The organism is Arthrobacter sp. JUb115, assembly GCF_004365035.1.
Classification (GTDB): domain Bacteria; phylum Actinomycetota; class Actinomycetes; order Actinomycetales; family Micrococcaceae; genus Glutamicibacter.
In genome coordinates this window covers 172,630-186,989 of sequence record NZ_SOBS01000003.1, presented here as the reverse complement: position 1 = coordinate 186,989, position 14,360 = coordinate 172,630, and the positions used below count along the sequence as shown (strand labels likewise).

General features: G+C 61.2%; 13 protein-coding genes. 6 read left to right on the top strand and 7 right to left on the bottom strand.

The window, feature by feature from the left end; genetic code table 11:
- Positions 1–20: 20 nt before the first annotated feature.
- From paaC to EDF61_RS06335, 6 genes are all read right to left on the bottom strand, one after another.
- Positions 21–881, bottom strand: a complete 861-nt coding sequence (gene paaC / locus EDF61_RS06360; RefSeq protein WP_105656923.1) for a 1,2-phenylacetyl-CoA epoxidase subunit PaaC — start codon at positions 879–881, stop codon at positions 21–23.
- Positions 878–1,168, bottom strand: coding sequence for a 1,2-phenylacetyl-CoA epoxidase subunit PaaB (gene paaB, locus EDF61_RS06355; RefSeq protein WP_105656924.1), 291 nt, complete (start codon positions 1,166–1,168; stop codon positions 878–880). Before paaB ends, paaC begins: the two co-directional genes overlap by 4 nt.
- Before the next feature lies 1 nt (position 1,169).
- Positions 1,170–2,156 carry a 1,2-phenylacetyl-CoA epoxidase subunit PaaA gene (paaA, locus tag EDF61_RS06350; RefSeq protein ID WP_105656925.1) on the bottom strand — a complete coding sequence of 329 codons (987 nt, stop codon included), beginning with the start codon at positions 2,154–2,156 and terminating at the stop codon, positions 1,170–1,172.
- Between the two features lie 141 nt (positions 2,157–2,297).
- A complete protein-coding gene (locus EDF61_RS06345; RefSeq protein ID WP_105656926.1) occupies positions 2,298–2,747 on the bottom strand; it encodes a DoxX family protein in 450 nt (149 codons plus the stop codon).
- A 195-nt stretch (positions 2,748–2,942) separates the two neighbouring features.
- The gene (locus tag EDF61_RS06340) at positions 2,943–3,698 is read right to left on the bottom strand and encodes an amino acid ABC transporter ATP-binding protein (RefSeq protein ID WP_105656927.1); all 756 of its coding nucleotides are present in this window, start codon (positions 3,696–3,698) and stop codon (positions 2,943–2,945) included.
- The gene (locus tag EDF61_RS06335) at positions 3,695–5,161 is read right to left on the bottom strand and encodes an amino acid ABC transporter substrate-binding protein/permease (RefSeq protein WP_105656928.1); all 1,467 of its coding nucleotides are present in this window, start codon (positions 5,159–5,161) and stop codon (positions 3,695–3,697) included. Before EDF61_RS06335 ends, EDF61_RS06340 begins: the two co-directional genes overlap by 4 nt.
- 202 nt (positions 5,162–5,363) lie before the next feature.
- Here EDF61_RS06335 and EDF61_RS06330 point away from each other — a divergent pair, with 202 nt between their 5' ends.
- The 6 genes from EDF61_RS06330 (at position 5,364) to EDF61_RS06305 (ending at position 12,061) form a co-directional block, all read left to right on the top strand.
- Positions 5,364–7,517: a S9 family peptidase gene (locus EDF61_RS06330; RefSeq protein ID WP_133833592.1), complete on the top strand. Its 2,154-nt coding sequence runs from the start codon at positions 5,364–5,366 to the stop codon at positions 7,515–7,517.
- 20 nt (positions 7,518–7,537) lie between these two features.
- A complete protein-coding gene (locus EDF61_RS06325; RefSeq protein ID WP_166650715.1) occupies positions 7,538–8,551 on the top strand; it encodes a GNAT family N-acetyltransferase in 1,014 nt (337 codons plus the stop codon).
- Between the two features lie 116 nt (positions 8,552–8,667).
- Complete coding sequence (locus EDF61_RS06320) at positions 8,668–9,114, top strand: hotdog fold thioesterase (RefSeq protein WP_105656931.1); 447 nt, start codon at positions 8,668–8,670, stop codon at positions 9,112–9,114.
- Between the two features lie 32 nt (positions 9,115–9,146).
- Entirely contained in the window at positions 9,147–10,466 is a 1,320-nt protein-coding gene (locus EDF61_RS06315) for a phenylacetate--CoA ligase family protein (protein WP_105656932.1), read from the top strand.
- 32 nt (positions 10,467–10,498) lie between these two features.
- The gene (locus EDF61_RS06310; RefSeq protein ID WP_105656933.1) at positions 10,499–11,116 is read left to right on the top strand and encodes a TetR/AcrR family transcriptional regulator; all 618 of its coding nucleotides are present in this window, start codon (positions 10,499–10,501) and stop codon (positions 11,114–11,116) included.
- Positions 11,117–11,332: 216 nt separating this feature from the next.
- Positions 11,333–12,061: a nicotinamide mononucleotide transporter gene (locus tag EDF61_RS06305; RefSeq protein WP_133833591.1), complete on the top strand. Its 729-nt coding sequence runs from the start codon at positions 11,333–11,335 to the stop codon at positions 12,059–12,061.
- 84 nt (positions 12,062–12,145) lie between these two features.
- Here EDF61_RS06305 and paaZ read toward each other — a convergent pair whose 3' ends face one another.
- Complete coding sequence (gene paaZ / locus EDF61_RS06300; RefSeq protein ID WP_105662536.1) at positions 12,146–14,269, bottom strand: phenylacetic acid degradation bifunctional protein PaaZ; 2,124 nt, start codon at positions 14,267–14,269, stop codon at positions 12,146–12,148.
- Between the last annotated feature and the right edge of the window lie 91 nt (positions 14,270–14,360).

Here is a 14,360-nt window from a genome sequence, read left to right as displayed (position 1 = left end):
CGGGCAAAAATGTTGCGTAGTTACCAGCTGGCACCGGGATGCTTGCGGGCGAGAACTTGCATCTCTGCCAGCAGGTAGCCCAGGTGCTCCGAATGCTCGCCGCGGCGTCCGTAGGCCATGGCCTGTCCGGTAGCAGGAATCTCCAGTCCGGCGTCGGCCAGTACCGCAGTGATTTCTTCATCCCATGCACCGCGCAGGGTGGAGGGCAGCACGGCGATGCCCGCAAGGTCCTGGTGGACTTCCTCATCGCGGAACATCTCATCGACGTACGGCCAGAGGATTTCCAGGGCATGGCGCATCTTGGACGCTGATTCCTCGGTCCCCATGCCCAGGCGGATGGTCCACTGGATGGCGTGGTCGCGGTGGTAGTCGACTTCCTTGACTGCCTTGGCCGAGATGGCGGCCAGGGTTTCGTCCTTTGACTGCGCCAGCTGCTTGTAGAGCAGGTTCTGGAAGATCGAAACGATCAGCTGGCGGATGATGGTCACGCCGAAGTGGCCGTTAGGCTGTTCGACAATCCACAGCGAAGTGAATTCTTCTTCCTCGCGCCAGTAGGCCAATTCGTCTTCGGTCTTGTCCCAGGCCAGTCCGGCGTAGGTCAGGAACGAGCGGGCGTGGCCCAGGATATCCAGGGCGATATTGCCCAGGGCAACATCTTCTTCCAGTTCCGGAGCGCGGGAAATCCAGTGCGACATGCGCTGCGCCAGGATCAGGGCATCGTCGCCCAGGGTCAGCGCGTAGCGCGCAACCTCTTCGCTTGGCTTGACGCCGTCCACGGCGATGTCCTCCGGACGCAGGGCATTGCCCGGGGTGACGCGGGTGGCCGAGGCCAGCGCGTCGCCGAAGCTATCGAGCGCTTCGTCGAGTTCTTCGTGCTTCACAGGTGCTTCACTCCCTCACTGGCCTTGTAATAGGTCGCGTGGCGGTAGTCTTTGCCCTGCGGGGATTCGAAAAAGGAATCCTTTTCACCGGGGTCGGAGCTGATGATGTCCGAGGATTTTACGACCCATAGCGAGACGCCTTCATTGCGGCGGGTGTACAGATCGCGGGCGTTGCGCAGTGCCATCTGCTGATCCGGTGCATGCAGGGATCCGGCGTGGACGTGCGAGAGTCCTCGGGACGAACGGACGAATACTTCCCACAGGGGCCAATTGCTCTGTTGGCTCATGCTAGGCGACCTCACTTCGTGCTTGTTTTGCTGCGTATGCTGCGGCGGCTTCTCGGACCCAGGCACCTTCGCGGTGCGCTTCACGGCGGCGTTCCAGCCGCTGCGCGTTGGCCGGGCCATTGCCCTTGATCACTGCCATGAATTCATCCCAGTTCAAATCCTTGTGGATCCACTGCTTCTTCTCTTCATCGAAGTGCAACTGGGGATCCGGCAGGGTCAGGCCAAGGACCTTGACCTGCTCGGCAATCATGCCAACGAAGCGCTGGCGCAGTTCGTCATTGGAGAAACGCTTGATCTTCCAGGCCATGGACTGCTGGGAGTTCGGCGACTGGTCATCTGGCGGACCGAACATCATCAGCGAGGGTTCGTAGAAGCGGTTGATGGCGTCCTGGGCCATCTTCTTCTGCGCCTCGGTGCCGCGGGAGAGCGAGAGCAGGATTTCGAAGCCCTGGCGCTGATGGAAGGATTCTTCCTTGCACACGCGCACCATCGCACGGCCGTAGGGGCCGTAGGAGGCGCGGCACAGCGGAACCTGGTTGGCGATGGCCGCACCATCGACCAGCCAGCCGATAGCACCCATATCCGCCCAGGTGCGTGCAGGGTAGTTGAAGATCGAGGAGTACTTGGCCTTGCCGGAGAGCAGCTGCTCGTTGTACTCGTCGCGGGTGGTGCCCAGGGTCTCGGCAGCCGAGTAGAGGTAGAGCCCGTGCCCGGCTTCATCCTGCACCTTGGCCATCAGAATTGACTTGCGCTTCAGCGAGGGAGCACGGGTGATCCAGTTGGCCTCAGGCTGCATGCCGATGATTTCGGAGTGCGCGTGCTGGGAGATCTGGCGGCTGAGGGTCTTGCGGTACTTCTCAGGCATCCAGTCGCGTGGCTCGACGCGGGAGTCCTGATCGATCAAGGCGTCGAAACGCGCTTGGGACTGCTCTTCTTCGTAGCTCGGGACGGCACTCAGTCCCGGCTCCTGCGGTGTGGTCGGGGCCATGGGTTCACCTCATCGAAAACAAATTACATACTGACCGTTCGTTCAGTATGTCAGAGTGCGTTCGATCACGTCAACACCAACCCACTCCAGGCACAACAAAACCCCGGGAAAGAATTCCCGGGGTTTCCTTGAAGCTGGGGATTAGGCGTTAGCCAGCGCCTTTTCCGACTTCTTGCCCTTGAATATCAGCGCATCAAGCGAGATGCGGCCTGGGCCCGTCAAGAGCAGTGCCAGCGCGCCGGCAGCCAGTGCCAGGACAAGCTCGAAGCCGCCATTTTCCACGAACACGCCACCTGAGGCATGAACCATGAACAGGGCGGCAATCATCTGCAGGCCCAGCAGGCCAGCGAAGACGCGGGTCAGCAGGCCAAGGATGATCGCGGCGCCGCCGGCGATCTCCAGGGTTGCCGCCACTGGAGCAATCAAACCGGCAGCAGGAACGCCCATCTGGCCAAAGGCCGCAGTGGTGCCCTCGATGGTGAACTGGAAGTATTTCTGCCAGCCATGAGCCAGGAAGAGGAAGCCGAAGGCCAAGCGAAGCAGGGTACGCGCAGCGGTCTGCAGACCCGGGTTGTTTTCCAGAGCGGACATATTTTAACTCCTAGGGATTGGGGCACGGGAAGATCCCGTGTGGCTACTGCTCCAACTCTACAAGGGAATAAGTTGAACCTTCAAGCATATGAAGGTTTTTGTCCCGTAAGCTTCGTCACGAAAAAACCGTGCTGCCCGCAACCAGTTTCATCTGGTCGTGGACAGCACGGTTTTCCGCTGGCTTGGCGGTACGGCTCAGAGAACCTTGGACAAGAAGTCCTGGGTACGCGCCTGCTGCGGGTTGCCGAACAGCTGTTCGGGCGCACCCTGCTCGCAGACAACACCATCAGCCATGAAGACCACGCGGTCAGCGACTTCGCGTGCAAAGCCCATCTCGTGGGTCACCAGAACCATGGTCATTCCGGTGTCGGCCAGCTCCTTGATAACCTGCAGCACTTCTCCGACCATCTCCGGGTCAAGAGCGCTGGTAGCCTCATCGAAGAGCATGATGCCCGGGGCCATGGCAAGCGCGCGGGCGATGGCCACACGCTGCTTCTGGCCGCCAGAGAGCGAGGCCGGACGGGCGTTGGCCTTCTCGCGCAAGCCCACGCGTTCCAGCAGCTCAAGTGCGCGCTCCCGGCCTTCCGCCTTGCTCATCTTCTTGAGCTCGACCGGCGCCAGCATGATGTTCTCTGCCACGCTCATATGCGGGAACAGGTTGAAGTGCTGGAACACCATGCCTACATGGCGGCGCACCTCATTGATGTCCACCTTGGGGTCGGTGACATCAAAGCCATCGACAACCACCTTGCCCGAGGTAATGTCCTCAAGCTTGTTCAGGCAACGCAGCAAGGTGGACTTGCCGGACCCCGAAGGGCCGATCACGCACACCACTTCGCCTTCGCGGACATCCATGTCGATGCCCTTGAGGACATTGTTGGAGCCAAAGGACTTGTGCAAGTCCTTGACCTGGATCTTCACGTTGGAGCTTTGCTCAGTTACGGTGCTCACTTGTTGAACCTCCGATCGGCATAATTTGCCAATTTGGTCAGCGCCATAATGGCAATGAAGTAGATAATGCCCACGATCAGCAGGGTCTCAGTGACACGGAAGTTCGCCGCGTAGATCTGCTGGCCCTGGTAGAGCAGCTCGGTGAAGCCGATAGCCAGCAGCAACGAGGAGTCCTTCAGGCTGATGATCAACTGGTTGATCAGCGACGGGGTCATCATCTTGAAAGCCTGCGGGATCACGACCTTCTGCATCGACTTGCCATAGCCCAGGCCCAGCGAACGGGATGCTTCAAGTTGCCCTGGATCCACCGACTGGATACCGCCGCGAACGATTTCGGCGACATAGGCACCGGCGTTCAGCGACAGCGTCAGCACGCCTGCGGTCCAGACGCTGATCTCCCAGCCGGTCAGCTGCGGCAGGCCGAAGTAGAACATGAAGGCCCAGAGCAGCAACGGGGTGCCGCGGAAGATGTTCACGAAGGTCGTGGCGATGCCGCGCAGCACGATGTTCCCGGAGATCTTCATGAAGCCGAAGACCAGGCCCAATGCCATGGCAATGGCGAAGGAAATCGCGGTCACCAGCAGGGTGTGCCACAGACCGGTCATCAATGCGGGAATGGACTTGACCAGCAGGTCGAAGAAGTTGCTTGGCGCCGCTGCGGTCGGGTCGGCAAGGTAGGAGTCCAGGATCTGCTGGTACTCGCCGTTGGCCTTCAGCTCGGCCAAGCCGTCGTTGAACGCTGCCAGCAGCGCGGTGTTCTCGCCCTTGTTCACGGCGAAGCCATAGGAACCGCCCGGGACCTTGTCGGTGACGGTCTTCAGGCCATTGCCCTGGGCAATGCCGTAGGCCAGCACCGGGTAGTCGTCGAAGACGGCAACTGCAGAACCGGCCTTGACCGATTCGTACATGGTGGCCGACTGGTCCAAGGACTTGACCTCGAAGCCGTATTCCTCGGCGATGGACTTTGCATAGCTTTCGCCCTCGGCGCCGGTCTTGGCGACAACGGTCTTGCCTTCCAAGTCCTCGTAACCGGTGATCTCGTCATTGCCGGCAGCGACAGCCATCTGCACGCCGGACTCGAAGTACGGCTCGGAGAAGTCGTAGATCTCCTTGCGCTCGTCGGTAATCGACATGCCGGCGATCACGCCATCCACCTGGTTGGAGGAAAGGGCGGCCAAAGCCGCATTGAAGCCCAGGGACCTGATCTCGACTTCAAAACCCTGGTCTTCGGCAATGGCGCGCAGAAGATCCATGTCGATACCGGTCAGTTCGCCGTTCTGGCGGAACTCGAAGGGCGCGAAAGTCGTATCCGTGCCGATGACGTAGGTCTGGCCCTCGACGCTTTCACTGCCTTGGGCCACGGCCGAGGGTGCCCCGACGACCAGGGCCATCAAACCGATGGCAGCCGCGGCTATCCATCGGGCCAGGCGCCCTGTGGGGGCAGCTGTTCTTTTCTTTTCCACTGATGTATCGCTTTCTCGTACTGAAGGGCGAATGGCCCAAGGTGCAGATGATACGTTCTGCCTGCAAGCCTAGGACTTATAAAGCCTAGCCGGTACCCCGCGACTCGCCTGCACTTGCATCGTTATCGGTTTGAAACCGCTGTTCTGTCCGCGCTGAGCATAGCTGCACCCGCATAGCACGGCAGTGGGATTGAATAGGGGTATGACTCCAGAATCGTTGACCGCCAATGCACCGCGTGCCGCAAAGCTGCCCACCACCCGCAGCTTCCACGGCGATGACTTCATCGACAACTACGAGTGGCTTCGGGAGAAAGCCAACCCGGATGTCATCGCGCATCTGACCGCAGAAAACGAGTACACCGACACCATTACCGCTAGCCAGCAGCCGCTGCGCGATGCCTTGTTCAGCGAGATCAAGGCACGCACCGTTGAAACCGACTTGTCGGTTCCAGTGCGACGCCGCGGCTGGTGGTACTTCACCCGTTCGGCCGAAGGCAAGCCCTACACCATCCAGTGCCGCGTCAAGGCATCGGACACCGGGGACCTTGTTGCCGACTGGACTCCCCCGGTCATCGACGCGGAAACTGCATTGCCTGCCGAAGAGGTGCTGCTTGATGGCAACGCCTTAGCCGAAGGGCAGCCGTTCTTCTCGCTCGGCGGCATGGCGTTGAATGAAGCAGGCAACTTGCTTGCCTACTGTGTCGATAATGCGGGCGATGAGCGATTCACCCTTTTCATCAAGGACCTGGACACCGGCCTGCTGCTGAGCGACACCATTGAAGGAGTGTTCTACGGCCTGGCCTTCTCCCCCGATTCTTCAACTGTCTTCTACACGGTGGTTGACGAAACCTGGCGGCCACACCAGATTCGCGCTCACCTGCTGGGGACCCTCCCAACGCAGGACAAGATCATTTTCGAGGAAAATGATCCTGGCATGTGGCTCGGCTTCGATCTGAGCCCGGACCGCAACACCCTGATGATCTCCAGCGGCAACTCCGAATACGCTGAAACCAGCATGCTGGATCTGGCCGAGCCTTCGGCTGCCGTGACCTTGCTGGTGCCGCGCTCCTTGCGCCTGCTGCACGGAATCGACCTGATGCCGGGCGCCGGCCAGGCCTTGATCACCCACGATCACCAGGCACCGAACAACATGGTGTCGCTGGCATCCCTGGACCAGCTGGGCGAAAACGCCGACCCGGCGCACTGGCAGACCGTGGTGGCCCACGAGGACACGGTCAAGATCGAAGGCACCGCGCTGACCGGTTCGCACGTGGTGCTCTCGGTGCGCCGAGATACCTGCGAGCGCGTGCAGCTGATCGCCTTGGACGGATTGGGCACCAAAGCCCAGCAGCCGGCCATTGAACCGGATTTCGATGATGAGCTGTTCACTGCCTCGGCGACCTTTGCCGAGCTGGATGCTCCGTTGATCCGCATCGGCTACACCGCAGACTTCACCCCGGCCCGCGTATACGACCTGTGGCTCCAGAACCAGTCGCTGGTGCTGCGCAAGCAGACCCCGGTGAACAACTTCGATCCTGCCAAGTACCTGTCCACCCGCGAGTGGGCCACCGCGGCCGATGGCGCCAAGATCCCCTTGACCATCATGCGCCGTGCCGACCTGGATACCTCGGTTCCCCAGCCGGTGCTGATCTACGGCTACGGTTCCTACGAGGCCTCCATGGATCCTGGTTTCGGCATCCCTCGCTTGAGCGTGCTGGATCGCGGAGTGGTCTTTGTCATTGCCCACGTGCGCGGCGGCGGCGAGCTGGGCCGCAACTGGTACCTGCAAGGCAAGAAGCTGCACAAGAAGAACACCTTCACCGACTTCATTGATTCCACACAGTACCTGCTCGATTCCGGGTGGGCCGATCCGCAGCGCATCGCCGCCCTGGGCGGTTCGGCCGGCGGACTGCTGATGGGCGCTGTCGCGAATATGGCTCCGCAGCTGTATACCGCGATCATCGCCCAGGTGCCGTTCGTCGATGCCTTGACCTCCATCCTGGATCCAGAGCTTCCGCTCTCGGCACTGGAATGGGAAGAATGGGGCAACCCGATCGAGAGCAAGGAGGTCTACGACTACATGAAGTCCTACACTCCCTACGAAAACGTCACAGCACAGGATTACCCGAAGATCGCTGCGGTCACCTCGCTCAATGACACCCGTGTACTGTATGTGGAGCCAGCCAAATGGGTGGCCAAGCTGCGGGAAGTCGGTACCGGACAGGCCCCGATTGTGCTGAAGACCGAAATGGATGGCGGTCACGGCGGCGCTTCGGGACGTTACGAGTCCTGGAAGGCCCGCGCGTGGGACTACGCCTTCGCCTTGGACGCCCTGGGATGCACCGACGAAATCTAAGTAGCAAAGGAACGGCGGCCATGCACCACATCAAGATCAGCGACTACCGCAACGACCCTGCGATTCGCCGCTTGCTGGTGCTGGCCGCCGAACCTGCCAACGAGCAGGCGCTCGAAGCGCTGCTCGATGAATGCGAAGGCCTTGAGGTGCTTGCCATCGCCACTGCCGCGGGCGATATTGCGGCACTGGCCGCCTACCGGCACAGCGGCAAATACGCGGTGTGCGTTGAATACCTGGCCGTGGAAACATCCCACCAGGGCCGGGGGCTGGGCTCGAGGCTGCTCGCTGAGCTGCGCGACTGCCATGAGAAGAACGTTTGGGCCACCACTGCAGAGGATGCGGTGGGTTTTTACCGCTCGCTGGGTTGCGTTGTTTCGCAGTCTTCTGCCGACCCGCGCTGGCCGGATGCCCGGCGGTACCTGTGCACCTTGCCCTTCTACCCGCTGCTCACCGGCCAGCCAGATGAAGATCCGGAATACGAGGCCGTGGGTGGAGAGCTGATGCGCGGCCTCATAGAGATTGCCGAGCCATCGAAGCAATGGGCCAGGGACTTCCACCGCCTGCACCATCGAATCGCCAGTGTCCTGGGGGCCACCGCGTTGGCCATTGAACACACCGGCTCGACATCCGTTCCGGACCTGCCCGCCAAGCCGATCATCGACATCGTCTTGCTGGTCCCCGACGCGGATCAGGAAGCGTCCTACGTTCCGGCGCTGGAATCCAGCGGCATGCTTCTTTGGCACCGTGAACCTGGCTGGTATGGCCACCGCATGCTCAAGCCCGCTGCCGGTTCGCGGCTCCCCGAGGCCAATATCCATGTCTTCAGTGCAGGAAGCCCCGAGTATCTGCGGCTCGTGCTTTTCCGCGAGCATCTGAAACACCATGAAGCCGACCGTTTGGCATACGCCGCGGTAAAGCGGGAAGCCGCCCGCGCACTGGCTGCAAGCGACGGCGAGAACGGCCTGGTCATGGACTACAACCGGATCAAGGAACCTTTCATCCTTGACGTCCATCAACGAATTTTCACCGCCTGAATCCGCTGCGCTTCATCGCTGAAACAGTACCGCCGATAGGGCCGCATAACTTGACTTAGCTCACATAATGTTATTACCTAATGATCGTTCGGTAAATAATTCGGCGAAGGAAGATGATGAGCGAAACACAGCTAGAGAATTCGGTCCCGCACGCCATTCTCCGCAATGACTACGCCACCCAGTGGATGGGAATCGAAGTCGTCGAGGTCTCCGACGGCCACGCAGTCATCACCATGGCGCTCCGGCAGGAAATGCTCAACGGCTTCGGCATTGGCCACGGCGGAATGATCTTCGCTCTGGCCGACACTGCGTTCGCACTGAGCTGCAATCCGCAGGCAGGCTCCGACGAGACCATCACGGTAGCCTCCGGCGCCGACGTCAACTTCCTCAAGCCAGCCATTCCCGGACGAGTGCTGACTGCCACCGGCAACCGTGTCTCGCAGCAAGGCCGCAGCGGGATCTACGACATCAAGGTGACCCAGCCAGCGGCCGACGGCTCAATTGAAACCGTCGCAGAGTTCCGCGGACGATCGCGCACCGTCCCGAAACCGAAGAACCGCTAAGCACCCTGCCCACTCGACACGAAAGTTTCAGCATGTCCCAGAACACCGACCGCGACAGCCTTCCGAATCCGCTTGATCCAGAAGAAACCATGAGCCGTGAGCAGATCGAAGCGATCCAGCTGACCCGCTTGAAGGAAACTCTGCACCATGCCTACAACAACGTGCCGTACTACAAGGCAAAGTACGATGCCGCTGGCGTGCACCCTGATGACCTGAAGGAACTGAGCGACCTCGCCAAGTTCCCCTTCACCGACAAGGAAGATCTGCGCAAGAACTACCCTTTCGGCATGTTCGCCGTCCCGCAGCATGCAGTCGCCCGCATCCATGCCTCCTCGGGTACCACTGGCCAGCCCACCGTGGTTGGCTACACCAAGAAGGACCTGGAGGACTGGGCCAAGCTCGGCGCCCGCTGCCTGCGCCTGGCCGGAGTCAAGCCAGGCTGGAAGGTCCACAACGCCTACGGCTACGGCCTGTTCACCGGCGGCCTGGGTGCGCATGCCGCCGCCGAGCACCTCGGAGCGACGGTCATCCCCATGTCCGGAGGCCAGACCGACAAGCAGATCTCGCTGATCCAGGACTTCGAGCCTGATGCGATCCTGTGCACGCCGACCTACCTGTTGACCATTGGCGATGCCATGCAGCGCAAGGGCCTTGATCCGCGGTCCACCTCGCTGAAGGTGGCCGTCCTCGGTGCCGAACCATGGACCGAAGAGATGCGTCACGAGCTGGAAGAGATGTTCAACATCACCGCCTGCGACATCTACGGCCTCTCCGAGGTCATGGGCCCCGGGGTGGCCGGCGAATCCGGAGAACGCAAGGATGGCAGCCACATCTGGGAAGACCACTTCCGCCCGGAAATCATTGATGCCTTCGACGAAACCAAGGTGCTGCCCGATGGCGAGCACGGTGAATTGGTCTTCACCTCGCTGACCAAGCAGGCCCTGCCGATCATCCGCTATCGCACCCACGATTTGACCCGCCTGATGCCTGGCACCAGCCGACCGGGCCACCGCCGCATGGGCCGCATCACCGGACGCAGCGATGACATGATCATCCTGCGCGGCGTGAACCTGTTCCCAAGCCAGATCGAGGAATTGATCCTGAAGGTGCCGACCCTGTCGCCGCACTTCCAGCTGATCCTGACCCGTCCGGATCGCATGGACCAGCTGGCGGTGAAGGTGGAGCGCCGCGGCGAGGCGTCCATCGAAGATGCCACCAACGGCGCCAAGGAACTGGCCAAGCTGATCAAGATCCATGTCGGTTCTTCCTGCGCCATCGACGTTGTCGAACCGGAATCCCTGGAACGCTCCATGGGCAAGCTCAAGCGCATCTACGACATGCGCGCTAACTAGCCTCCGCCGGGACATGGGATAATCAACTAATCATGGAAACTACCGATACTGCCAACCGTCCGGCCAAGCGTGGCCGCCCTGGTTACGATCAAGAAACCGTTTTGCGCATTGCTGTCGAGGCATTCAACGAATACGGCTACGACGCGACCTCCATGGGCAAGCTCGCCGACCGACTGGGTATCAGCAAATCCGCGATTTACCACCATGTCCCGTCGAAAGAGGACCTGCTGCGCCTAGCGTTGGATGAGGCGCTGATTCCCCTGGAGGCGGTGATCGCCGAGGTCCGCTCGCATGAGGGCACCGCGGATGAGCGTCTGGAATTCTTCCTGCGCGCAACCTTCAGGATCCTGCTGGCCAAGCGTTCCTACGTGACCTTGTTGTTGCGTCTGCGTGGCAACACTGATCTGGAACGCCAGGCGCTGGAACGCCGCCGCGCAATGGACCGCCAGCTGGCAGAATTGGTGACTGCCGCGCAGTCGGATGGCAAGTTGCGTGCCGACTTGGAACCTCGGGCCACCGCCAGGCTGCTTTTCGGCTTGATCAACTCAGTGGTGGACTGGTACCGCGCTGACGGGCCGATCGACGGACCCGAGTTGGAGGACCAGGCTGTTTCGCTGCTCTTCAACGGCCTGCATACCGGCGGCGCCTGATTCCAAGTCCGGGCTCCCCATATCGGCTCCCGCCTTCCAGTCGGGAGCCGACGTCGCTAACCGGGCTGGGCGTCCGCTGCAATGTGGCGCAGCCAACCTTGTAATCTTGCCGTCCTCACAGAAATCACCGTTAGCATCGAAGGGGTGCTTTAGCACCTGTCATTCTCGATCAACCAAGTGAAGAGCGCTGTGGATTCCATCTTAGAAACCCTTTTCATGGCTACCGCCGACAGCAGTAGTTCCTTTGTCCAGATTTTGCTCTCGGCTGCGAGCATGCTGCTCGTCTTCGTCTCCGCCGCACTGCTGGCGCACCGCAACGACCTGGGTTGGTGGACCCTGATCCTGGGTGTCTTCGTAGGCCCGGTCATTTCTTCGATGCAGTTCGACCTGCTGGGCCTGATCGACGCCGTTCCGCTGCTGCTGATTGCAATCTTCGGCCTCTGGCGCTTCTCCCGCTACGAGCTCAAGGGAAAGTTCACCCGCATGGTCACGAGCACCGCGGTGACAGTGTGGTCCGCGCTCGGCCTGCTCGTGGGCCTGATCCTGCTGGTCGCCTTGCGCTTCGGCCCGTTCCTCTTCAATGGCGGCTTCATGAGTGCAACCCCGGAAATCTGGGTGCTGTACTTCGCTGATGCGGCCATCTTCGCATCGTTCGTCATGGTTGCCCGCGGTGTGCGAGCTGGCTGGCTGGTGCTGGCCGTGGCCGCCGTTGCCGATCTGGTCGTCTACTTCCTGATCTCCCCAATGCTGGGCATGCTGGGCCTGTTCGTCTTCATCGCCTTGGCGGCACTGTACGGCTTCTTCCTCTGGCGCAACCTGCCAGCCGCCGGCCAGGCCGGTCAAGGCATTGCAGAGCTCTCCGAGGCCGAGCTGGCACTGGATGCCGCCAAGGAAGCTACCTTGGCGAAGCTGAACAAGCAGCACGGAAGCAACGGCGCTTCCTAGGCTTCGCGAAAATGGCGTTGGACCACGATTTCCTCATCGTGGCCCAACGCCATTTCTTGTTTCCCGCGAAGGGGTCAGCCGGACTTAGCCGTTCCAGTTGGCATAGGTCGAGTCGGTCTTTTCAACCAAGGTCAGCACGTCGTAGGTGGCGACCAGTTCATCGTTCTGGTTGTGCAGCACCGCATCCCAAGCAACCTCGCCGTATTCGTCGGTGACGCGCGGGGTGATTTTCTTGGCCGTCAGGGTGACGCGAATCGAGTCGCCGGCAGCTACAGGGGTGATGAATCGCAGTGATTCAAGGCCGTAGTTAGCCAAGACGGGTCCCGGAGCGGGCTCCACGAACAGTCCCGCGGCCCAGGAAACCAGCAAGTAGCCGTGGGCCACGATTCCCGGGAAGAACGGGTTGGCTTCGGCGGCGGCCTGATCGGTGTGCGCATAGAAGGTATCGCCGGTTTCGTGAGCGAATTCGGTGATCTTCTCCAAGCTGACTTCACGCAGATCCGAGACGAAACCGTCACCGATCTTCAGCTCAGCCAGCGACTTGCGGAACGGGTGGACGTTCTGCGGCTTACCGCCAAACTGCTGGCTGCCAGCGAGGGACTGCTGGGCACCGGTGTGCCAGACGCCGCTCAGCGCGGTGATCATGTTGGGTGAGCCCTGCACCGCGGTGCGCTGCATGTGGTGCTTGACCGAACGGATGCCGCCCAGTTCTTCGCCGCCTCCGGCCCGGCCTGGACCGCCATGGACCAGATGCGGAACCGGAGAGCCGTGGCCGGTGGTGGATCGTGCGGTTTCGCGGTTCAGGATGTGCACGCGCCCGTGGTGCGCGGCAATGCCCAACGACAGGGCGCGCATGGCTTCGGCGTCATTGGTGCACACGGTTGCGACCAGCGAGCCGGCGCCCATGGCAGCCAGTTCCACGGCCTCGTCAACGCTGCTGTAGCCGATGACGGAACTGACAGGGCCGAAGGCTTCGCGCGAGTGCACCATCGGGTTGCGCGCGTCGTTCCAGCGAAGGACCACTGGGGACATGAAGGCTCCGCCTTCTGCCACGGCGTCCTTTTCGGGAGCGACACGTACCGCAGGGGCATCCAGGCGGCCGTAGGCCAGCTCGCCGCCGGCAGCGATCATGTCCTCGACGGCCCCGCGCACATCGGCCAGCTGTTCCAGCGAAGCCAGGGCACCCATGGTGACGCCCTCAACTCGAGGATCGCCGATGACCACCCGTTCATCGATGCGCTTGCCAACGGCCGAAATGACCGCATCCACCTGTGCTGCAGGCACGATGTTGCGACGGATGGCGGTGCATTTCTGGCCGGCCTTCGACGTCATTTCATTGACGACAACCTTGACGAAAGCGTCGAATTCCGGGGTGCCTTCCACAGCGTCGGGGCCGAGGATGGCTGCATTCAGGGAATCGGTTTCAGCCGCGAAGCGCACGCCTCCGTCGATAACGTTGCGGTGCGACTTGAGCTTGCTTGCGGTGGATGCCGATCCGGTGAAGGCGAACATATCGCGGTAGTCCAGGTGGTCCATGATGTCGCGAGCAGAACCGGAAAGCAGCTGCAGGGAACCCTCTGGAAGGATGCCCGAGTCCAGCATCATGCGCACAGCCGCTTCGGTGAGGTACCCGGTGGGGGTTGCCGGCTTGACGATTGTCGGCACACCGGCGATGAAGGCCGGTGCGAACTTCTCAAGCATCCCCCAGACAGGGAAGTTGAAGGCATTGACCTGGACGACTACGCCGGCCATCGCGGTGTAGATGTGGGTGCCAATGAAGGAACCGTCCTTGCTCAGCGGCTCGGTGGGGCCATCGAGGATCACGTTGGAATTGGGCAGTTCGCGCCGGCCCTTGGAAGAGAAGGTGAACAGCACGCCAATGCCACCGTCGATGTCCACCATCGAGTCGATTTTGGTGGCACCGGTCTTGAAGGAAACCTCGTACAGGTCCTTGCGCCGCTCATTGAGGTACAGCGCTAGTTCCTTGAGCTTGAGCGCCCGCTCATGCAAGGAGAGCTTGGCTAGTTCGCGCTGGCCGGTCTGTCGGCCGTATGCCACGGCGCCAGCAACATCCAAGTTGTCCTTGGTGACGGTGACCAGCACTTCGCCGGTATTGGCGTCGCGGACCTCGGTTCCGCCTTGTGCCGCTGGGCTATGCCAGTTCCCCGCGATGTAGCTGGGTACTACGGTGATCTGTTCTGTCGTCATTGACGCAATTCCTTCCTGAACGGTCGGTCAGTATTACCGTTAACCATAGCAGGAAGGGGTGATCGAGGACACTTGTGCGCCTCGCTGCTTC

Bases quoted from the DNA above. Each gene is read 5' to 3' on its own strand.
- paaB (WP_105656924.1), bottom strand. From the start codon at position 1,168: ATGAGCCAACAGAGCAATTGGCCCCTGTGGGAAGTATTCGTCCGTTCG.
- EDF61_RS06315 (WP_105656932.1), top strand. From the start codon at position 9,147: ATGTCCCAGAACACCGACCGCGACAGCCTTCCGAATCCGCTTGATCCA.
- EDF61_RS06330 (WP_133833592.1), top strand. From the start codon at position 5,364: ATGACTCCAGAATCGTTGACCGCCAATGCACCGCGTGCCGCAAAGCTG.
- EDF61_RS06310 (WP_105656933.1), top strand. From the start codon at position 10,499: ATGGAAACTACCGATACTGCCAACCGTCCGGCCAAGCGTGGCCGCCCT.
- EDF61_RS06325 (WP_166650715.1), top strand. From the start codon at position 7,538: ATGCACCACATCAAGATCAGCGACTACCGCAACGACCCTGCGATTCGC.
- EDF61_RS06320 (WP_105656931.1), top strand. From the start codon at position 8,668: ATGAGCGAAACACAGCTAGAGAATTCGGTCCCGCACGCCATTCTCCGC.
- paaZ (WP_105662536.1), bottom strand. From the start codon at position 14,269: ATGACGACAGAACAGATCACCGTAGTACCCAGCTACATCGCGGGGAAC.
- EDF61_RS06305 (WP_133833591.1), top strand. From the start codon at position 11,333: ATGGCTACCGCCGACAGCAGTAGTTCCTTTGTCCAGATTTTGCTCTCG.
- paaA (WP_105656925.1), bottom strand. From the start codon at position 2,156: ATGGCCCCGACCACACCGCAGGAGCCGGGACTGAGTGCCGTCCCGAGC.
- EDF61_RS06345 (WP_105656926.1), bottom strand. From the start codon at position 2,747: ATGTCCGCTCTGGAAAACAACCCGGGTCTGCAGACCGCTGCGCGTACC.